Below are 20,621 nucleotides of genomic sequence, written 5' to 3'. Positions count from 1 at the left end.
TGTTGATGCACAATTATTATCTAAATTTTTGTTGCTCTATAGCAGCGTGATCAAAACTCCTATGCGGCCTGGAAATTTCGTCATCGGTTACGGAAAGCGCGCGACTGTTAGTCGATCAAATGTGATGCTGACTCTGGACGGAGTGAAACTCGATGGTTCAGCTACTACTTGACTTGCTAACTGGTGCATGGCCAGCCATCTACGAACAATTCTTGCTTTGGCTTGGTATTGCGTCCTAACCACTAACTCACGATGCCATGTCCCGGCAAGCTCTCATTCGGATAACGGGACACCATCTACAGGACAGCTTCACAGGGTTTCGTCAGCAATTGTCTCACCCGCTTGCGTTGTGTAGGCTGCGAATTCCGGTATAGACACGGAGAGAATAACGATCGCGACGAGCGATGAGATACCGCTGATCAAAATCGAGGTACCAGGGGGAAGAACAGTCCCGATTAAACCTGCACGTACGCTACCTAATCTAGGACCTCCAGTCCCCACGACATAGTCCATACCGCTGACACGCCCCCGATATGAATCCGGCGTGCTCACTTGGACAAGCGTCGAACGTAACACAACAAGTATGGTGTCTGCAGCGCCAGCGATGGCAAGCAAAAGCAGCGTTAACCACAAACTCTTAACGAGTCCGACCCCCATCACGCTCATACTCCAAAACGCACAGGCAAATAAAATGCCACGACCCTCGCGCGAGAGGTGACGAAGCGGGCCGGATATGATAAGAGACATGAGCCCACCAATGCCTGTCGCAGCCATGAGAAATCCCAGGGTATCGGGCCGCCCCTCGAAGCGGGCCGCATTGAGAGCTGGCAACAGGGGTGTGATAGCCCCAAGCACGGTCACATTGAGGTCAGCCAAAAAGGCCCCCAACAAAACGGGTTGCGTGACAACGAAGCGCAGGCCTTCACCAATAGACCGCAAGTTTCTGGGGATGGCTCCCCCCTCCGGAGGCATCGCAGGTAAACGAGCGACACCGTAAAGCGCCGCAGCAAAGCTGATTGTGTCTATGGCATAGCATACTTGAAATCCCCATAGCGAAGCCAAAATGCCGGCCAAAGACGGCCCAGCCACTTCGCCAAAACGAGTGAACGCGGTGTTTAATGCGGCACCGGCCTGTATCCGGTGTTTCGGTAAAATACGGGGCAAAAATGTCCGACGTGCCGGTGCGTTGATTGCCCCGAATAACGACTGCGCAATCAATAGAATGTAGAGAAGCCACTGCAACTTCACTCCGATAAACGCTTGCGCCGCAAAGAGTGCGGATACTGCCGTTTGCCCGCTCGTCGCGGCGAGAACAAGTTTCCGTCGATCCATAGAATCACCGATGCTGCCGCCGAGCAAACCGAAAGCCATCGTAGGGATTCCGCTGCACAATCCCGCCAAACCAATGGCTAGCGAACTATGTGTGAGGTTGTACAGTTGAAGCGTTACCGCAAATGTGTTCATATAACCGCCGAAGGTGGATATACCAGTCCCCAACCAGAGCCGACGAAACGCTGGGGACTCGCGCAGGGGACTCGTATCCATAAACCAATGCCATCGCAACAACAGAAATACTCCCCCTTCAGCCACATCGGAACTGCACACGGCTACCGCGATAACGTTGCACTGTACCAGGATGGCACACTCACAAACAAATTCTGTGCATTTCAATAAATCCCTTCCTGTGCTGAGTTCGTCATATTCATTCCCGAACTCATCCGTTGAGCAAGGCAGAAAGCCCACCGACCTTGTTTGCGATCGCACACATGTTCAGCGTTACCTAGCCAAAAAGGCGTGACCTAACGAAGTAGCGTGATGTCCTCAGCCTCTGAACCCAGTCTAGCCATGCTGACAAATCGGTTCAGTGCCAAATCAAATTTATATGCAACAACCAAGCTTTTCGACAATTATCCAAATAAATCCGCTCTGAAGGGTATAAGAGTTGAGGCGCAACGAGCTATAATATTTAAGCCGGAGCTGGCACTTGGTGAGGGGGAATCCGCGTTGCCGCCTATACCGCATTGGCTTGTTTACGCATCTGCTGTCGTCCTGCCGCTGGGCGCCTTTTTGCTGACTCCGCCCAGCTTGTTGATGAACAAGTTGATTTCAAAATTTGAGATACATCCTAAGCTTGAAAATCCGCAGATTTCTTCCGTTAACGTATACGGCACGGAACTACGCGGTCGGGATCGAGATCGGTTCATTGTGGCGTTTAATAACGCAGATTTTCTGTTCGAGTATGGCACAATTCCTGCCTTGAACAAAAACCCAATTTTCATTCGCGTAAAGCAAGGTAAACGCATGTATGAGTTTACTGCATACCTGTATGGTGATGGGATGATTCAACTGGTGCGGCACAAAGGAAAGCGACAGGTAACCTATCGGGTGTCTTCAGAAATTCTGGAACTCGTACTTCAATCGTGTATTCGCGATGCTTGGTGGGTCACTTGAATATTCCGCGAGCCAAGATTTGCATGGCTAGCAGGTACTTACTGCGCCTGCGTGTATGCGGCTCGCCTCTCATCCCCACCGTCCCCCTACTGACCACAATGGTTCTAAACCTCACGCAACCGCTTATGCATGATCTTGAACATTCTCTTACAATCTCGTGGCCTTTGCTTTAACGTTTTAGCAAATCTGAGCCGGCGTGGAGGTGGTGTAAGGCAGCGGTCTACGTCTGCGTTAACGTACTATTCATGTCTGCACCTCTTTACAAACTATGAGAACCAGGGGGATGGTTTGCCCATGCAAATTCGATGGTGGCTCAGTGCAGTTGGATGCGTGTCCCTTGTGTGCAGTCCTGGATTGACCGTGATCAGTGCCGATACACCTGCTATGCCAATACCTAACGCCAATCATACGATCTTCGGCCCTAACGTGTATGTGTTCGATCCTTCTATGCCGAGTTCCAGTATCCAGCAAGTTGCAGATACAATCTACAGCCAGCAGGAGACCAACGAATTCGCCAGCCAGGGATATGCATTGCTCTTTAAGCCGGGTAGTTATCAAGTCGACGTTAAAGAAGGATTTTACACACAGGTTGCCGGACTAGGCCAGAATCCTGGAGACGTCACCATTGACGGCAACATTAACGCCAACGCACAGTACAATGATGGCAACGCCACAGACAACTTCTGGCGCTCAGTCGAAAACCTTACGGTCGATCCAACCGCTGGCGTTACCGATAACGGCGTCAAGTGGGATCCGCAAGGAATGCAATGGGCTGTCTCACAAGAAGCCCCAATTCGGCGGGTGCATGTCGAAGGAAACCTAGATTTATTCGATTTCACGTCTTCATGGGGAGCTGGCTATGCAAGCGGAGGTTTTATGGCTGACTCCGTGGTCGATGGCAAAGTCGTTCCTGCGTCCCAGCAGCAGTGGTTGTCGCGCAACAATCAGTACGGCAACTGGAGTAACGGCGTATGGAATATGGTTTTCGTCGGTGACACAAATCCACCGAGCGGAACATGGCCCGCAGAGCCGTATACGGTGGTTCAGCAGACGCCCGTGATCGCTGAAAAGCCGTACCTGTACATGGACAATCAAGGCAAGTTTAACGTCTTTGTACCTGCATTGCAGACAAATCGCCAAGGTGTGAGTTGGGAGAATGGTGCGACGCCCGGGCGCTCGATTCCCATCGATCAATTCTTCATTGCATTCCCAAATACACCGGTCGCTCTTATTAACCGTGCACTCGATCAAGGCAAAAACCTCATTTTCACACCAGGTACCTATCAGATTACGGATACGATCCGGATCACCCATCCAGACACGATTGTGATGGGCCTTGGCTTTCCGACTCTGGTTGCGGCTAACGGGCAACAGGCCATGTCCGTCGCCGACGTTGGAGGCGTCCGCATTGCTGGCCTCATCATCGATGCTGGCGCAAAACGCACCCCGGCCCTGATGACCATTGGGTCAGATCATGGTCAGGCACAATTTCATTCGCCGCACTTTGACTACGCAAGTAATCCCACCATACTATACGACCTGACCTTCCGTGTCGGTGGAGCGCGCCCCGGAACGACCGATGCTTCCCTGGTCATCAACAGTAATCATGTTATCGGCGACGACATTTGGCTATGGCGGGCCGATCACGGCACAGGAGTTGGCTGGAATCAAAATGTGGATGCCAACGGATTGGTTGTCAATGGCGATGACGTGACCATGTATGGCCTGTTTAATGAACATCACGAACAATATCAAACCTTATGGAACGGAAACGGCGGACGTGTCTACTTCTACCAATCAGAGGATCCCTACGATGTGCCGAATCAGGCCGCGTGGATGAGCCACAATGGAACCGTAAACGGTTACGCCTCGTACAAAGTCGCGGCCAATGTCACGTCAAACCAGGTTTTCGGGATCGGCGTCTATTCCTACTTCCGGGATGCTGCCGTCGTGCAAAACAGCGCGATCGAAGTGCCAGACGCACCTGGCATTAGCATAACGCATGCAACGACGGTGTGGTTAAATGGTCAGCCTGGTAGCGAGATTGCACACATCGTGAACGACATCGGCAATCCTGTGTACGCGAACTCACCGAGCGACGCCATGCGTCAGACGCTTGATGCGTTTCAAGGAAGTGGCAGTCCAAGCGACGTCTCCCCTTAACCTCTCATGGTCATGTACATGGGTACCGAGGAATATCTTTGCCTACTTCGATCAAAATTCAATACTTGGGTGTTATGTTCATGTCGAGCCACGAAGCTCCCAATTACGGTATCGAGGTGGTAACAGACATGGCGTATCACTTCACACGCAAAACCATTCTAGGCACCCTAGCAACTGCACTCACGTTCGGGCTTGGTTCGACGGCAGTATTCGCATCTGTGTCACACTCATCTCACCACACTGTGCTCGCATCGACCCAGACGGGTTCTAAGAGCACGTCCAGCAACCGACAAGCCGAAAGGCGTCGGGATCCATTGGAACTACGGCAACTCTTGCTTGCAACAGCCGCTAAAGATCTCAATATAAGCACTGCGACACTGAAAAATGACTTGCGGTCAGGCAAGACACTGGCTGACATCGCGTCGGCGCAAGGTGTTTCAACATCTACGTTGACATCGGACTTGAATGCAAGCGTGCAAACACAGCTAAAGACCGAGGTTACCGATGGGAAAATTTCGAGTGCACAGGAGACGATGCTTACATCTCATCTCGATACATGGATAAGCGATTGGGTCAACGGCAAGTTGCCAAACCATCCCGCCAGATTCCACCGCGTAGGATGGGGTGCAAGGTTTGCCCTTGAGGGAAGCCTCATTTCAACTGCGGCTCAAGACCTGAATCTGAGTACATCGGCGCTGGAAAGCGACCTAAAAGCGGGCAAGACACTGGCCGATGTTGCGTCGGCACAGGATATCGCAGTATCTACGCTGATTTCCGATTTGGAATCGACGATTCAGTCCGATTTGAATGCGGCTGTCTCCCAGGGAAAGTTGACATCGTCGCAAGAGACCAATATCCAATCGCACCTTGATTCGTGGATTACGAACTGGGTGAATGGGACCTTCCCGCAAGGTGCTCATATTCAAGGAGCTCAATCGACAACATCGCCTTCTGACACCACTTCTACCAATGCCCAGGCATAAGTGCCTCATGAACCCCGCTTCCCCTGCAGCGGGGTTCATGTTCTTCTACTCTCTGCGCCACGTAAAAACGCCCACCGACATGGGTGGGCAGCGAGTTTTGGTCGAGAGAAAAAGCAGCTTGCAGATTACACAAAGATACTCAAGTTAAGCATGGATAAAACCGTCTGATCTGGATGAACGGTTCGTTCCACCAGTTTTAGCGCCCCGTCCACACGGCGAATCACGTCGATTCGCTCGCCGAAGAGCTGCTCCACATCAGGTTTGTCACGAATGCTGCGGAGGATTAACACATAGCTTTGCACGGTCGCCTCATCCGGGCCATTCTCCCCAGTCACGAGGATATTTGTGACCACGTGACGCGTGCGGGTATGGGGATTCTCTGCCCATGCGGAGGTTGTACGAAGTCGTTCCACCCGAGTGCGAAGACTTTGCTTTGTCTCGTCAAAAAACGTCATATCATTCACGATGTCACAAGGGTCTTTGAAGTCCCGCGTTGCACGCAACGGCATTCGATAGCGGATATTGTCATCCAACAGATCCAGCCACTCCTCATATTTGCGTGCATCGAGTAGTGAAGCCTCGGTATACAAGAATCTACAAATGTCATCATAGTGCATATGCTCCACCTCTTTCACGTGCAGCTATCGAGGTCAAATCGCGTCATCGAGTAAACATTCGATCCAGCGCTCGTAAAAGGCCCGCGAAATGGCGTCTAGATAACACGTTGGATACGCCACGCCCGGCCCCGGCCATGATGGATCCGGTTCAACTCTGTCTAAACCCATTAAATAGTTGAGAACATTGTTGTAATGAACGTCTTTGTCCTGCGTCATCCATCCCTGGCTAGCCTCGGCGACGCGCGTCCAGATTTCCGCATCATCCTGCTCTAGCGTGCCTGCCGGGCCAAAGGAACCGACGTAGCTAAGGTAGGATGCTTCTTTGAACGCTTCGGGGGCATCCTTATCTACCATCAACCACGATGTCACTTCAATCGAAGTCGGCGTGAGCGGCCTCCATACCCTAAAATTGACAAACGATGTCAGTGGCTCATCCGGCCCTCCTGTCCCATGCATCGGACTGACGAATGACAGGTTCGGGAAACAGTTACCGACCGTAATCATCGTGTTGCGAAAGACGTCTAGTTGCACCGGATCGAGGTTGCGTTCAAACATTGGCCACATGTCTTGTGGAAGTCCCTGAAACGGCGGCACATTCATGTCTTTGCGGCGCGTAACGATGTTGATGCCGTGCCCGTTATCCAAGACGATTTGATATCCGTAGCTTGCATACATAGGATCTTTTGGGCTGATCCCTAATTCAACGGTGGACCGATGCGTCATCGCCGTATGATAAGGATCTCCTCCAAAGTTGTCGGCACTAATTTTCCAATTGGTGTGGATGATCCATCGCTGAGGAATGCCGCGTACCTCCATGCCGTGATCGCTACGACCCAGCATCAAGTCAAAATACCACTTCATGTCCCCTAGAAATGTTTCGAGAGGTTCTACATGCTCGTTCAGCGATCCAAATATCATGCCTTGATAACTTTCAACCCGTGGGATCTTCCGCAATGACCATTGACTGCGATCCATCTCCTCGCCGTAGACTTTATTTCCTGCGACAATGCCGGTGAGTTCCCCCGCAAGATTGAACGTCCAGCCGTGGTACGGACAGGTGAAGGCTTTTTTGTTTCCAAAGTCGGCTGTACACAGTTTCGTACCGCGGTGTGTGCAGGAATTGAGGTAAGCTTGCACTTTGCCTTCTGCATCACGAACCAACAAGACGGGATCATGCGCAATCCAGCGTGTGACATAGTCCCCCGGACGTGCGACCTCAGATTCGTGCCCGAGGAAATTCCACGTCCTTGCGAAAATGCGCTCGAGCTCTACCTGAAACACATCCGGATCGGTAAACGCCCATTGTGGCAACAATCCGCGCTGCACTTTCGCACGCACGTTTTCGAGAAGCGATCGGTCAAGTTTGCCATACTTCATATCCTTCACCACCCATTGTAAGCGTTATTAAACGGAAGGCATCGATGCATTGGCCTGGTTTCCCCCGCGACGAGTCTGACCGACTTTACGTGGCGCTGTTTCACGAACGCCAAAGCCAATCAAGAAAACGAGGAACGATCCCGCTGCTGCAATGAACATCGGCATTGTCAATCCGAAATGATCGGCTGCGACGCCCGCAAGCGTAGGCACGACAGTACCACCAAAAATTTCGCCAATCATCATCATCAATCCGATGGTCGATGCCGCAAACACGGCCGGCACAGACTCACTGGGAATGATGGACATCACGACAGGAGAAAAGCCTTGACCGATGGCAAGCACGAACAGAAGGACAATCAGCACGCCGATTCCCGTGTGCACCTCCGCAAGCACGAGTGGCGCCAATGTCGCTAAGAGGCCAGAGGCGATCAATGCGGGTTTGCGGCCGATGCGATCGGAGATGAATGGGACGACAAATCCCCAAATCCATGATCCGAAGCCGAATGCACTCATGGCCCAGCTCATTTGTGTCGTGCTGATGTGGTCAACCTCGGTCATCAGTACAGGGGCAAAGGTCGCAAATGTAATCAACCATGTGATAAAACCAATAGAACAAATCAGGCACAGCCACGTGTTCCGATTGCGGAAGATCACCTTGTAGTCGGACCAGCGCAACCGATGCACTTCTGCCTGTGTATCTTCATACCGAATTTGCGGTTCACGCATGTATTTCGCCACTATCAGCGTGAGAATAAGTGCCGGGATCGCCAATAGATAAAAGGCGACACGCCAATTGAACGCATTGGCCAATCCGACGACGACGAGCGGCGCGATCGCGCTGCCAAGTAAACCACTGGCGCTTTGCACAAAGCCGATGTTAAAGCCCTGTCGACTTGGCGTCGAGACGGATTTGACCGCTGTTGCGCCGATGGGAAACACAGGTCCCTCGGAGAGCCCCATCAGGGCGCGGACGAAAAACATCGCCAAAAACGACCCCACGACGCCCGATAGCACAGATGTCAGGGCAAAAATAACCATGAAGATGACGAGAATAGGTTTGCGATGGCCGATGAGATCGGAATAGCTTGAGAAAAACCACGCAGATACGCCCCAGCAAACGGACAACGCAGAAGCGAACATACCTATTTGCGCGTTATTCAAATGCAGCGCGGGAATAATAAAAGGCTCAAGAAACGTAATGCTCTGGCGGTCCATAAAGACAAGACCGAAGGCAAAAAACATCATCACAATAATGCCATTCTGATACGTCCAGAAAGACGATTTGGACTTCATGGTCCATCCCCCTTCGCGTACTCCCGTAAAAACGGGATGAGTGCCTGGTGAAAGGCATCAGGCTGTTCCTTTACACAGTCGTGGCCGCAAGGTAGGACGACCATATGTGCGGCAGGTAAGGCCTGATACATTTCCTTGCCAAATTCGACGCTATTGACCAAATCAAACTCCCCCCAGACGATGAGCGTCGGTGCCTTGATGTATCGCAATCTTCGGCGGAGATTATATCGGGCTCGGTGTATCGGATGTGTCATGTGCCGCATGATGAGCGTGTACGCAGCCACTGCATCGGGCCGTTCGACACGCGCGAGCCATCTTTCTACGGCCTCGTTGATTTCGCTCTCACGCATCTGCCCGATTCCCCGGGCATACTGCACAAGCTCCTCACGAGTAGGCACCTGCACCTGTTTCATCATGTGCGGCGTGGAAGTGGACATGCCACCATTCGCCACCAATGTAAGCGTGCGAACTCGCTCTGGGCTCTCATAGGCGAGCAGGGCCGCGACCCAACCGCCCATCGAGTGACCCACGATGTGAGCAGATGTAAGTCCCAGCGCATCCTGCAGTTCTCGCACGAAATCGACAAGGTATGCGAACGAATATTCGACAAACAGCCTCTCCCCATCGCCCCACCCCATCAGATCGGGCGCATACACGTGAAACTGTGCGGAGAGTGCTTGAATCGTGGAAATCCAATAATCCCCTCCTTCCCAAAATCGAACACCGTGCAATAGCACCACGGGGTCCCCCGATCCGGCCTCCCAAACGACTGTCTTGCCGTGACTCAGCTCAACAGTCCTCCGCTCAATGGTACGGATGTCATTCATGTAACCATGTCACCTCTTATCTCCAGATGGCAAACGTCATACCCACACCCGTACCGGCTGGTGAGCGATAGCCAGACACATATTCGAGATACTCAAGCTGCAGGTGTTCAACGGCTCCTGCGGCCGCGATCCAATTCAGAATTTCACCCGAAGCCCCCTCCAGCCGATCCCTGGGAAGCGCTTTCAAAATGCTTGCATCTTTATTTTGGAGTCCCCGGATGACCAGTTCATCCAAAGATTCATCCAACTTGAAATGACTCAAGCCTCCCGATCCGATCACGGCCACGCGCAGATCGGCATCCCATGATTCGATTGCCCTCCGCAGCGCCTGCCCGAACTCATAACAACGCGCCGGAGTCGGTTGATTCGGTTGAAAGAAGCAGTTAATAAAGACCGGTACCATTGGGATGTCTTGTGGCACCAACCTCCGTTTCACAAACGTGTACGCGTGTCCCAAAGACCGATCTCGCAGTTGCGTCCTGCTTTGTGCAACGTCAAACCCTTCTTCCGTCATGCGCAGCAAGATGTGCTTGCCCAAGTTGCTTTCGGTCCGGTAGCGCACAGGCTCATCCGTCGTGTGCCAGGCCCAGATCACAGGGCGAAGAGAAGGATGTAAGTCTTCCAAACGGTGTGGTAAATCGACGATTTCGTCTCCCCAGTACACGGCGAACGCCGGCTTCACCTCGTCCCAAAACAGTTCCTCTTGGTCGTCTCCGATGACGACGATGACATCAGGGCTTACTTGTGCAATCACCGTTTGTAAGTGGTCGATTGCCATTTGGCACTGCTCGTACTTACGTTGCCAAACCTCCGGCCGAAGTTGTGGTGCCAGGACGTTCGCGTACTGTAGCTCCCGCTGTTCATACTGTGTGTCCGGATTTTCGCGATCCCGCTGGGCATGCAAGGGCCACACCTCGGACGGACTACTTACTTGCGGGCTATGGGAGGAACCAACACCTAAGACGATTTTCGCCATCTTTAAACCTCCTGCGCGATGACCGCGATGATTTCTAGTTGAACGCGTGCACCCCGTCGCAACGGCCCGCAAATCGCGTGTCGTGCCGGTCTGGATGCCGGGTCAGGAAACATCTTGACCCACTCCTCATTGACCAGGGCTCGCATGTCGTCATCATCGACGTAGACCGTCATCTTGATGATGTCATCGGGCCTGCCTCCAGCATTGCGCATAAAGGCGGCGACGTTTTGAAACGCCAACTCCACCTGTCGCGACGGGTCGGGCGGAATTTGTTTTGTCGCGGGATCGACACCGGCAATCGCTGAGGAAAAAACGAATGGCCCTATCCTGGCCCCTTGCGGGATCGGCGTCTGACCGTGCGTAACACCTTCGATTTCAATACTTGTGCGCCGCATATACGAACACCCCCTAAGAACGAATCCACCTGTCACATGCTCCCTTGCCCCCAATCTATGCCCGTTTCGATCACGATATGAACCGACAATATTGTCAACAATCATCTATTAGCGTGAGTAGATTGCCAATTGCACCATTGATCTCATAAGGAATTGGGTTTACCGCCGTGATAACCTTTTACGTACAACTCACAAAAACAGCCGAATCCTGAATTTCAGGTACGGGGGACTGCAATACATGGGGTGAATCGCCATCCGGCACAGCCGGGGCGTAGGGACTGTTCTTCCACCGAACCCGTCAACTAACCTCGGAGGCTTTAGGAGGAATTTGATGTTCAAGAAGGCAATCTCCACCGTCGCTGCAACCATAACCACGCTCGCACTGGGATCGACGATAGCTATGGCAAGTGTAAATCTGCCGCCAGGGGTTTCGATCGATCACAACATTCGTCCGTTGGCCAGCGAAAACGCCTCGTATCAGGTAAAAACCAACGCTGTTCTCAGAGTGGCAGAAAGCAAACTTGGTACCCCGTACATTTGGGGGCATAACGAAGACCGAGGGCAATACGGGTTTGATTGTTCCAACTTTGTCGAGTACGTGTACCATCATGCGCTTGGCTATAAGTTCACCACGTCGTCCCGCATGCAGTATTACGAAGTGGGAATCAGGGAACCCAAGTCAAACTTGCAACCAGGCGATCTGCTCATTTTCGAGTATGGTAAACACGTTGGCATTTACGCAGGCAATGGCGAAATGATTCAGTGCGGCGGAGGGCTCGGAAAGGTTGGCTTCCTGAGCGTCAAACCGGGATCGTATTGGGGCAACCACCTTACAGCTGTAAGGAAAATGTACTAATCTACGAATCCCATGTTTCCCGCAAAGGGCTGCAGGTATCGACTGCCTGCAGCCCTTTGCCTTTTGGCTCGCGAATGTACTTTTGCGATGTATGTTTCGCCGCCTGCGATACATATTACAGACATGAACAGTTACCACTTATCTGGCTTTTGCATTGCGGCGGTTGTGAGTACATCGTTATGGTGGGGCGAAGCGCCGGCTACCGCAGGTGACTGCGTGCGACCCCACCATGTGTACCAGCGGACAGATATGTCCACACAGCCAAGTGCCATCACCGTGTTTGGCCGTGATTATGACATCCGCAAATATCGCAAGGAAAGCGATCTTTTTACGATCACGGCATACAACTTGGATCGCATTTCGACGGGTAAAGATCCCGGGGATCCTGGCTTTGGCATCACCGCAACCGGCACTTTTGCGAAAACGGGCCGAACGGTTGCCGTCGATCCTACTGTGATTCCGTATGGAAGCCTACTGTACATTGAGGGGGTGGGCTGGCGCATCGCCGAGGATACCGGCGGCGCCATTCGCGGACGTCACATCGACGTGCTGATGCCATCTAGGAGAAATGCCTTGCAGTTTGGAGTGAAGCAGTGCAAGGTCACGGTCTATATCCCGGACAATCTCACAGACGTGTGATTCACGCTGTGAGCCTGAGCCGTATCACTTGATGTATGCACGGATCGCATCGATAAAGGGGGAAAACTGGTTTGCGTAACGCACGACTGCTTGGCGAATCTCGGTCGGTGTGACCTGTGCGTGATCGCGAAGCAACTTCGTGCGTAGGTCGAAGATGCCCGTGAACGAATCGAACCATTGTGCGTCGACAACCTGTTCTTCGACCAAGACCTTCACAATGTCGGCGTAGCCGCCGGGGTCGCGCATGACCAAAGCATCGATGATAAGGGACGAGATGTCTGTCACGTACTCGACGCTTGTATGCAATGCGCGCTCGGCGGCAAGGCGCCAAGTCAAATCTTGCTCCCAAGCGTCACTTTGCTGGGATAGCGTCTGCAACCACGCTACTCGTTCGGAAAGCCCCGCTAACCACGTCTCAATCTGTTCCTTGTGAGCATCGGTGAGGAACATCCGACATCCTCCTTTCTAACCATCTCTGACGCGCAATGGGGAATAAATTCGAAAACATGTCGTCCTTCATCACTGGACTCACGGTGTCGTCCATTCTCACATCTGCGGGATTGATGGCTGGTCGTGGTATCCACACGTCCACAATTTCAGAACCCTGAGGTCTTGCAGCTACGTCGTAAACATCGGCTGTATACACCCACTTGAAGCCTTTTGTGCCTGTTGGCAATACAATGGTATATTCGGCCAGCCATGCGAGATGTTCCAATTTGAGCCCAGCCTCTTCCCAAGCCTCGCGGTGGGCCGCCTGCTCCGGCGTCTCGCCCGGCTCCACTTTGCCGCCGGGTAACTCCCAACCGCGTAGGGGATGGCGAACCCAGACGAGACTGTCAAAAGCAAATGCGAAAACGATGACCGAATGCGGAGGGTGAGCTGCCCTACGCTCAATATCCGTATGCAGATGGCGAGCAGGTTGCCAAGCGCTCGAATGCACCGCATTCACCACCATTTCCCAAAGGCAATTCCAATCGCGAGACCCAAGAAAGCCCCGACGATGATTTCGCTCGGTTCATGACCTAAGATCTCCTTAAGGCGCTCTCCTTCCTCTTGAACGGTTGCAGCCGACTCCCCACGTTGAGAAAATTCCATTGCAATTCGATTGAGAAGCACTGCGTGCTCGCCGGCATGTCGACGAATGCCACCGGCGTCGTACAACACGATGGCGGCAAAGACAACCGCAGTCGCAAAGACCGGGGATGAGGGACCCACGACAAACCACAAAGCGCTCGCCAACGCGACAACGCCGGCAGCATGTGAACTTGGCATGCCGCCCGCGTCCAGTAGCTTATGTATATCCCAGGCGCGCGTCGTAAGATAATGAATGGGAACTTTCAATATCTGTGTAAAGACGATGGCACAGATAGCCGCCATCAGCGCAGTATTGGCCCACAGCCCCAATAGGAAGTGCGGAACGTCTGACATCAACAGCGGCCCTCCTTGATAGGCAGGGCGCCGAACAACGGCGCCCGCTTGTACCCACCATCACTTTACCATTCTTGAATTTCCTTGACCACACTTTTGTCGAGTGCCTTGACAAGAGCCGTGATCAATTGGATAGCCTGGAAGTAGTCGTCCTCGTGCACAATGGCGTTGTGGCTGTGAATGTACCGTGTCGCAAAGCCGATGTTGACACTTGGGACGCCAATGCCGTGTAAGTGGAACGCCCCCGCGTCTGTTCCACCCCCACTCATGCTCTCCACTTGCACCGGGATCTTCTCCGTCGCCGCCGTATCGAGCACAAAATCGCGGAATCGGTTATTTGGAATCATCGAACCGTCGTAGATCATCAACAAAGGACCCTTGCCCGCATCGGCCAATTGCCCCCGTTGGTCACCATCAATGCCCGGTGTATCGCCAGCGATACCGACATCCACCGAGATCGCAATATCTGGATTGACCAGGTGCGCCAACGTGCGAGCACCGCGCAGGCCCACTTCTTCCTGCACAGTTGCACCTGCATAAAGCGTATTCGGATGAGATTGGCCCTGCAGTTCTTTAAGAACGCCAATCGCCGTCGCGCAGCCCAACCGATTGTCAAGAGCCTTCGACATATACATCTTAGGATTGCCCATTTGCGTAAACGGCGAATAAGGCACAATCGCGTCACCCGGACGCACGCCCAATTCTTCTGCGTGCTCTTTGCTCGTCGCACCGATGTCGATAAAAACGTCCTTGAGTTCGACGACCTTCTTGCGCTCTTCGGCTGGCAGGATGTGTGGAGGCTTCGAACCCGTCACACCCAGCAGATTGCCTTTGCGCGTTTGGACAATCACGCGCTGGGACAACACGACCTGCGACCACCAGCCTCCGATGGTCTGGAATTTCAAAAAGCCTTCCGGCGTGATGTGCGTTACCATGAATCCGATTTCGTCAAGGTGCCCGGCAACCAGAACTTTCGGGCCTGTAGCATCACCAGTTTTGACGCCGACGATCCCGCCAGAGCGGTCACGCAGGACTTGTTCCGACAAGGGTGCCAAGTGTTGTTCGAACAACTTACGCACACCCGACTCGTACCCGGAGATGCCATACGCATCACACAGTTCACGCAAAACGTCGATATGTGTCGCCATGTATGTATGCCTCCTTCTCGATGCCTAAGGCATCACGTATATGTTACCACAGTCCTCATCTGCGATCCGCCATTCCGATTGGCACCCATGTGCTTCGCGGAATACGCTGAAGCGATACGCAATCTATGCTCAAAGGAGAATGCAGGATGGTGCATCTTCAGCCTGTGTGGATCGACGAATATCCGTTTACGGCGACACACGTCGCCCTGCCAAAGACAAACTTGCTTGCAATCAGCAACTCGATTGGATACGCGATGTGCGGAGCACTGGATATCGCGCTTTTGCGCACACAACTTGCAAGCCGCGGTATCGTCGCTGTGCGCGCAACTGGCGTAAAGACCATATCCGAGTTGTTGGACGGCACCGTAGAAAGCTGCACGCAAGAAGCGGAAGCACTTGGCATCCTCTGCGGAATGCCAATTCGCGAAGCTTTGCGGCTGATGGGCGCCGCCGAGCAACAGCAGTCCACGCAGAACGGATAACCGTTCTGCGTGAAACAACTCCGTCGTTGAGATACCTTTGAACTTTTCCCCCATTCGTTTCGTCGTTTTCTTTCGAAAGAAAAAACGTTACGATAACAGCGATGGGTCCCTACTGGAGCCTTTGGTGCAGTTTGGATTCCAGCGTAGAACAGAACGGGGGATTGTGGTGTCGCATCTTCACCTCTTTATCGTGCAGCACGGTTTGCTAGCCATTTTTGTCTTGATGGCGCTCGAAAGTTGTTGCATTCCGATTCCTTCTGAGGTTGTCATGCCTCTCGCCGGATTTTTGGCATTTCGCCATCTCATTGGCTTTTGGCCAGCGCTCATTGTGGGCACGATAGCCAACCTTGTCGGGTCCCTGATTGCCTATGCCATTGGCGACTACGGCGGGCGGCCATTTGTCCTTCGCTACGGCCGCTATATCGGTTTGAACGCCCGCCACTTGGACAAGGCCGAACACTGGTTCAACCGCTTTGGCGAAGTAACCGTCTTTTTTGGACGCATGGTGCCCGCGGTCCGGACGTTTGTCTCGCTACCAGCCGGGTTTGCACGCATGCGCATGGGCCGCTTTATTGTGTTTTCCCTAATTGGATCGGCCATTTGGAATCTTGGCATGCTCTATGCGGGATACCAACTCAACAAAAATTGGCAAGTGTTTGCCGATCACGTCAAACCGTTCACGTATGTCGGCGCCGTCATTCTTGTCATCGCCGTAATCGCCTTTTGGGTGCGCCGAAAGTCGGGTCAGGGTCTCGAATAAACGATGGAGCGGGCGCGGCGTCCGAGCGACCCCGCGCTCTCTTCCAGCATTTCTTTAGGTAGAAACAGCCGATTCTCGCGACTGGGAACCAATGTACGGATCAATTTTGATGCCTGACTTAAGTCGACCATATCCCCATTTGCGCCGATGAGTGTGATACCTTGCCCTAAAACGTCGTATCCGGGAATGATACACTGACGCTGCGAAACGTAATAATCGGGATGAAAGCCCATTGCCTTTGCGGTAGTGCGCAAAGCCGCGAGATCGATCTGCGAGGTATCCTCCCGCACCACGGGTGCAAAAAGCTTACGATGCAAGAAACGCGTTGCGAGATCCCGTAGAATCGCATCGTCTGCCTCGGACCACAAATGGAATGCATAGACGAGCACCGCCTCGTCAAGCCGCACATAGGCCGCGACATCCGTCCCGGCAGGAGCGAGTACCCGCGCCAAGGCATCCGGCACCTCAACCCGACTTTCCTCGCTCATCAAATCCCGGACGCGCGTAAGAATTTTCTCGACCAACACATCGCTGCCAACCGTTACAGGATGTAAGTAAACTTGCACGTACATGAAGTAACGTGCCAGCAAATATTGCTCGACGGTATGTAGACTGGATGATTTTACATAAATGCGCCCATCAGTCATCGTCAGCGAGCGAATGAGCCTCGCCAATTCGAAGCGTCCGTACGAAACTCCCGTGGCTTGTGCATCGCGCAACATGTAATCCATGCGGTCGACGTCGAGTTGGCTCGAGATGAGGGCCTCAATCGCTGGAAAACGCCCTTCCTTGCGAAGAATGGACACCAGATCCAGAGCAAAATCGCTATCGACGCCATCCAGCGTCTTTCGCAGTTCGCAGTCTTCGAGAATGATACGATATGTCCATTCTTCATGATGAATGCCGAGTACCGATTCAAACGTGTGGGAAAACGGACCATGCCCGACATCGTGCAAAAGCGCGGCGGAGAGTGCCAGGCGCTCGTCGCGGCGATCCGTTGGCCAGCCACACTCGCGTTGTAGATGATATAAGACGCGGCGCATGGTTTCGTACGCGCCAAGAGAATGAGCAAACCGCGTGTGCTCGGCCCCATGGAATGTTAGATACGACGTACCCAACTGGCGAATACGCCGCAAACGCTGGACCGCGGGAACATTCACCAAATCCCACAGCAGTGAATCGTCAAACAGGATCTCATCATGTACCGGATCTTTCAAAACCTTCTCAAACAGAGAACTCACCTGCTTATCAAAAAGGCTGGCCGAGTCGCCTTCGCGGCCCGGTCAGCCAAACGTGTATTCAATCGCATGAACCCGGTTGACCAGCGTGTGTCGCCGTTCGAAAACTCGAGCCACATCCACACATCGAGGTCGCATTCGGGTTGTTAATCTTAAAGCCTTGACCCGTCAGGTCGTCAACATAATCCACTTCCGAGCCGTCGATCAACTCCAAGCTCTCCGGATCCACGACGACCTTGACGCCGTGTTGAGTGAAGACTTGGTCTCCCTCTTTCTGTACATCTAAAGCCATGCCGTAGCTGAAACCCGTGCAACCACCCGGCTTGGTATAGAGACGCAACGCGTCTTCGTCGGAAGCCTGCTCAGAAATGAGCGCCCGCACGCGCTCCGCCGCGCTTTCGGTCAACGTGATCACAGTGGTTCGCCTCCTCACCCTTCTATTATACGCGTATCGGCGCGAAAAGACAGGCTGATTTAACCGAGGCTACGCACGACATCGAGGACCGCGTCGGCGTGACCATCCACCTTGACTTTCGGGAAAATGGCCGCAATGGTGCCATCGCGATCGATTACGAAGGTAGTACGCTCAATGCCAATCGACTTCTTACCAAACATGTTCTTCTCCTTCAAAACGCCATACTTCTCACAAATTTGGCTGTCCGTATCGGCAAGTAGCGGAAAGTTTAACTGAAATTTGTCGCGAAATTTGCCGTGCGACTTCACATCGTCGCGGGACACGCCGTAAATAGCGGCGCCAAGATCGGCAAACTGTGACTGTAAGTCGCGAAAAGCACATGCTTCGGCGGTACATCCGGGCGTATCGTCCTTCGGATAGAAGTACAGCACCACAACTTGTCCACGCAGATCGCCCAGTCTTACTTGTTCGCCATTGTCCGCGACGGCTTGAAAATCCGGCGCCTGTTCGCCCACCTGCAGTGCCATCGGTTATCCTCCTTTTGTCCCGCGCTGGAAATTCTTTACGAATCGCGTTTGACTACTTTGATCATGCGAATTTCCGGGTCATCCGGTCCCTGTACAGGCAATCCGGCGCGCAGATTTGCTTCGATATAGTCGATGTTGTCCTGCGTGATGATCTCGCCCGGTAGCAAGATGGGAATTCCCGGTGGATACACCATGACCATTTCCGCCATGGTGCGGCCGACAGACTCCTGCAAAGGAACCACTTCCGTGGGCGCGTAAAAAGCCGACCGCGGTGTCATCCGAAGTTCGGGCATCGACGGCAACGTGACCGGTGCATGCTCCTTAATCTCACGCGGACGGAAGCGCCCGGCTATCTCGCGCAGCGCCGTCACCAGTGCGGACACATCGTCCTCGCTGTCGCCCCACGAAACAATGCAAAGAATGTTATATAAATCGCTGAGCTCGACTTCTATATTGTAATCTTCGCGCAGGATGCGCTCCACATCGTAGCCCGTCAGGCCTAGGTCTTTCACGGAAATCGTCAACTTCGTCGGATCGAGCGCGTACGTGGCGCTTCCACCAAGCTGCCGCTTGTCCAGGCACGTAAGCCCTGGAATTTGTTCGATCTCCGCCCGCGCCCGGTTGGCCAAGGCAATGGCATAACCGATGCGATCGCGCCCGAACATCGCCAATTCCTTGCGCGCAACGTCAAGAGATGCCAATAGCAGGTACGAAGTCGATGTCGTCGTGAGCATACTGAGGACCACCTGCACGTGCCGCGGATCGATCATCCCTTCCCTCACGTTCAACACACTCGAGCCTGTCATCGAGCCGCCCAGTTTGTGCACGCTCGTCGCCGCCATGTCGGCGCCAGCCTCCATCGCAGAAAGCGGCAGTTCCGGATGAAACCCGGTGTGCACGCCATGCGCTTCGTCGACCAAAACGGGCACGCCCACGCTGTGCGCAATCTCGACAATGCGAGCGAGATCGGCCGCAATGCCAAAATAGGTAGGATTGATGACAACCAATGCGCGTGCGTCCGGATGGCGATGCAGGGCATCCGCGACCGTTTCCACCGATAATCCGTGCGAGATGCCAAAGTCGCGATCGACCTCTGGGTGCAGGAAGATGGGGTGCGCATCGGCGAGTATGATGGCGGTGAGTACGGACTTGTGCACATTGCGCGGCACCAAGATCTTCTCGCCAGGCCCAACCGTTGCCAGTACCATCGTCATGATGGCCGTCGATGTCCCTTGCACGGAAAAATAGGTGTAGTCGGCCCCAAACGCCTCCGCAGCAAGTTCCTGTGCATGTTTGATGGCGCCTGTGGGGTGATGCAAATCGTCGAGTGGCGCAATATTAATTAAATCCAAGGAAAGTGCATTATCCCCAACAAACGATCGAAACCGATTGTCCATACCCCTTCCCCGCTTGTGCCCCGGGATGTGAAACTGCACCGGCTGGCGCGCCGCATGGCGAAGCAGGGCGTCAAAAAGCGGCGTTTCATTCTGGTTCAACGGCTAGGTATCCTCCTTCTCTCGGGGCGGTTATGTCCCGCTTTCAGCTCGCGCAAACGCGCTGCGAAACCCTTCTGCAGCATGTTCCCACAGGTCAGCGCGCGTCTGGCGTAAAAATGATGCAAATGCTTCGATTTCGGCATCCGTGAGCTGGCTGAGATCAACGGTGCCGCGCACCGCCTTGTCCATGCTATTAACCTGTTCCGCGAGTTTCTTGTATCCCAATTTCGCGTCGGCGTCAATCCAAAGTTCAAATGGCATGGCACCTGAATATCCCATACCATCCGCAAAGCGCTTTAACGTCACCCACAAGCCGATGACCCGACGCGGATTCGGCACTTCTGTAAGCGACTTAACAAACTGAATACCTAATTCAATTCTGCTTTTGGCATGAATTGCACCATTGTCCACAAATACCTCATCGCCGTCCATCAGGACAGCGGAAATACCCTTCATTTGATCATCCGTCTGATGTTTTGACGTGCCCGTAAGACCTAGTTTTTGCATCTTGTTGCCCTCCCGTCCTCGAACGTTACTGCCTTCCCATTCT

General features: G+C 53.3%; 23 protein-coding genes and 1 riboswitch. Of the genes, 7 read left to right on the top strand and 16 right to left on the bottom strand.

Annotation, left to right across the window (positions count from 1 at the left end; all coding sequences use genetic code 11):
• Positions 1–309 precede the first annotated feature (309 nt).
• Complete coding sequence (locus QMF38_RS00775; RefSeq protein WP_232302153.1) at positions 310–1,566, bottom strand: MFS transporter; 1,257 nt, start codon at positions 1,564–1,566, stop codon at positions 310–312.
• A 438-nt stretch (positions 1,567–2,004) separates the two neighbouring features.
• Here QMF38_RS00775 and QMF38_RS00770 point away from each other — a divergent pair, with 438 nt between their 5' ends.
• From QMF38_RS00770 to QMF38_RS00760, 3 genes are all read left to right on the top strand, one after another.
• On the top strand, positions 2,005–2,451 hold the full coding sequence (locus QMF38_RS00770) for a YfmQ family protein (protein WP_058094095.1): 447 nt from the start codon (positions 2,005–2,007) through the stop codon (positions 2,449–2,451).
• A 294-nt stretch (positions 2,452–2,745) separates the two neighbouring features.
• Positions 2,746–4,614 (top strand): hypothetical protein, encoded by a 1,869-nt coding sequence (locus QMF38_RS00765; RefSeq protein WP_058094096.1) that lies wholly within the window; start codon positions 2,746–2,748, stop codon positions 4,612–4,614.
• Between the two features lie 80 nt (positions 4,615–4,694).
• Entirely contained in the window at positions 4,695–5,597 is a 903-nt protein-coding gene (locus QMF38_RS00760; RefSeq protein ID WP_157057182.1) for a hypothetical protein, read from the top strand.
• A gap of 125 nt (positions 5,598–5,722) precedes the next feature.
• Here QMF38_RS00760 and QMF38_RS00755 read toward each other — a convergent pair whose 3' ends face one another.
• From QMF38_RS00755 to QMF38_RS00730, 6 genes are read right to left on the bottom strand one after another with little or no spacing between them, the layout of a single operon-like run.
• Positions 5,723–6,214, bottom strand: a complete 492-nt coding sequence (locus tag QMF38_RS00755) for an aromatic-ring-hydroxylating dioxygenase subunit beta (protein WP_058094098.1) — start codon at positions 6,212–6,214, stop codon at positions 5,723–5,725.
• A 33-nt stretch (positions 6,215–6,247) separates the two neighbouring features.
• On the bottom strand, positions 6,248–7,591 hold the full coding sequence (locus tag QMF38_RS00750; RefSeq protein WP_058094099.1) for an aromatic ring-hydroxylating oxygenase subunit alpha: 1,344 nt from the start codon (positions 7,589–7,591) through the stop codon (positions 6,248–6,250).
• Between the two features lie 27 nt (positions 7,592–7,618).
• Positions 7,619–8,884: an MFS transporter gene (locus QMF38_RS00745; RefSeq protein WP_058094100.1), complete on the bottom strand. Its 1,266-nt coding sequence runs from the start codon at positions 8,882–8,884 to the stop codon at positions 7,619–7,621.
• Positions 8,881–9,711 carry an alpha/beta fold hydrolase gene (locus QMF38_RS00740; RefSeq protein WP_058094101.1) on the bottom strand — a complete coding sequence of 277 codons (831 nt, stop codon included), beginning with the start codon at positions 9,709–9,711 and terminating at the stop codon, positions 8,881–8,883. Before QMF38_RS00740 ends, QMF38_RS00745 begins: the two co-directional genes overlap by 4 nt.
• 16 nt (positions 9,712–9,727) lie before the next feature.
• Positions 9,728–10,687, bottom strand: coding sequence for a DODA-type extradiol aromatic ring-opening family dioxygenase (locus QMF38_RS00735; protein ID WP_058094102.1), 960 nt, complete (start codon positions 10,685–10,687; stop codon positions 9,728–9,730).
• 2 nt (positions 10,688–10,689) lie between these two features.
• Positions 10,690–11,082: a RidA family protein gene (locus tag QMF38_RS00730; protein WP_083495996.1), complete on the bottom strand. Its 393-nt coding sequence runs from the start codon at positions 11,080–11,082 to the stop codon at positions 10,690–10,692.
• Between the two features lie 189 nt (positions 11,083–11,271).
• Positions 11,272–11,414, top strand: a riboswitch (cyclic di-AMP (ydaO/yuaA leader).
• On the opposite strand from QMF38_RS00730, the gene QMF38_RS00725 reads away from it, so the two are divergent.
• Both QMF38_RS00725 and QMF38_RS00720 read left to right on the top strand, forming a co-directional pair.
• Positions 11,414–11,938, top strand: a complete 525-nt coding sequence (locus tag QMF38_RS00725; RefSeq protein ID WP_058094103.1) for a C40 family peptidase — start codon at positions 11,414–11,416, stop codon at positions 11,936–11,938. Its footprint overlaps the riboswitch before it by 1 nt.
• Before the next feature lie 216 nt (positions 11,939–12,154).
• On the top strand, positions 12,155–12,577 hold the full coding sequence (locus QMF38_RS00720; protein WP_232302154.1) for a 3D domain-containing protein: 423 nt from the start codon (positions 12,155–12,157) through the stop codon (positions 12,575–12,577).
• 24 nt (positions 12,578–12,601) lie between these two features.
• Here QMF38_RS00720 and QMF38_RS00715 read toward each other — a convergent pair whose 3' ends face one another.
• The 4 genes from QMF38_RS00715 to QMF38_RS00700 all read right to left on the bottom strand — a co-directional run bounded on the left by QMF38_RS00715 (position 12,602) and on the right by QMF38_RS00700 (position 15,153).
• Entirely contained in the window at positions 12,602–13,027 is a 426-nt protein-coding gene (locus QMF38_RS00715; protein ID WP_281758275.1) for a DUF86 domain-containing protein, read from the bottom strand.
• On the bottom strand, positions 12,993–13,517 hold the full coding sequence (locus tag QMF38_RS00710) for an NUDIX domain-containing protein (RefSeq protein WP_232302155.1): 525 nt from the start codon (positions 13,515–13,517) through the stop codon (positions 12,993–12,995). Before QMF38_RS00710 ends, QMF38_RS00715 begins: the two co-directional genes overlap by 35 nt.
• 5 nt (positions 13,518–13,522) lie before the next feature.
• Positions 13,523–14,005: a divergent PAP2 family protein gene (locus QMF38_RS00705; protein ID WP_040289763.1), complete on the bottom strand. Its 483-nt coding sequence runs from the start codon at positions 14,003–14,005 to the stop codon at positions 13,523–13,525.
• A 65-nt stretch (positions 14,006–14,070) separates the two neighbouring features.
• Positions 14,071–15,153, bottom strand: coding sequence for a M42 family metallopeptidase (locus QMF38_RS00700; protein ID WP_006447315.1), 1,083 nt, complete (start codon positions 15,151–15,153; stop codon positions 14,071–14,073).
• A 146-nt stretch (positions 15,154–15,299) separates the two neighbouring features.
• Between QMF38_RS00700 and QMF38_RS00695 the strand changes: the two genes are divergently transcribed.
• Together QMF38_RS00695 and QMF38_RS00690 are read left to right on the top strand one after the other, a co-directional pair.
• Positions 15,300–15,635 (top strand): YunC family protein, encoded by a 336-nt coding sequence (locus QMF38_RS00695; RefSeq protein ID WP_058094105.1) that lies wholly within the window; start codon positions 15,300–15,302, stop codon positions 15,633–15,635.
• Between the two features lie 166 nt (positions 15,636–15,801).
• Positions 15,802–16,395 carry a DedA family protein gene (locus QMF38_RS00690; protein WP_281758271.1) on the top strand — a complete coding sequence of 198 codons (594 nt, stop codon included), beginning with the start codon at positions 15,802–15,804 and terminating at the stop codon, positions 16,393–16,395.
• Here the strand turns inward: QMF38_RS00690 and QMF38_RS00685 are convergent.
• The 5 genes from QMF38_RS00685 to QMF38_RS00665 form a co-directional block, all read right to left on the bottom strand.
• Positions 16,380–17,612: an HD domain-containing protein gene (locus QMF38_RS00685; protein ID WP_232302156.1), complete on the bottom strand. Its 1,233-nt coding sequence runs from the start codon at positions 17,610–17,612 to the stop codon at positions 16,380–16,382. The two genes, QMF38_RS00690 and QMF38_RS00685, sit on opposite strands and share 16 nt — an antisense overlap.
• Before the next feature lie 82 nt (positions 17,613–17,694).
• Positions 17,695–18,048, bottom strand: a complete 354-nt coding sequence (locus QMF38_RS00680; protein WP_006447319.1) for a HesB/IscA family protein — start codon at positions 18,046–18,048, stop codon at positions 17,695–17,697.
• Positions 18,049–18,107: 59 nt separating this feature from the next.
• Positions 18,108–18,575, bottom strand: coding sequence for a thioredoxin-dependent thiol peroxidase (gene bcp / locus QMF38_RS00675; protein ID WP_058094107.1), 468 nt, complete (start codon positions 18,573–18,575; stop codon positions 18,108–18,110).
• Between the two features lie 35 nt (positions 18,576–18,610).
• Entirely contained in the window at positions 18,611–20,071 is a 1,461-nt protein-coding gene (locus QMF38_RS00670; protein WP_281758267.1) for an aminotransferase class I/II-fold pyridoxal phosphate-dependent enzyme, read from the bottom strand.
• Between the two features lie 30 nt (positions 20,072–20,101).
• The gene (locus tag QMF38_RS00665; protein ID WP_006447322.1) at positions 20,102–20,578 is read right to left on the bottom strand and encodes a YwhD family protein; all 477 of its coding nucleotides are present in this window, start codon (positions 20,576–20,578) and stop codon (positions 20,102–20,104) included.
• Between the last annotated feature and the right edge of the window lie 43 nt (positions 20,579–20,621).

The sequence above is a fragment of the Alicyclobacillus hesperidum subsp. aegles genome (assembly GCF_027923525.1).
In the GTDB taxonomy this organism is placed as follows: Bacteria; Bacillota; Bacilli; order Alicyclobacillales; family Alicyclobacillaceae; genus Alicyclobacillus; species Alicyclobacillus aegles.
The sequence above is the reverse complement of the archived record's forward strand: the minus strand, read 5'-3'. Positions and strand labels throughout refer to the sequence as shown.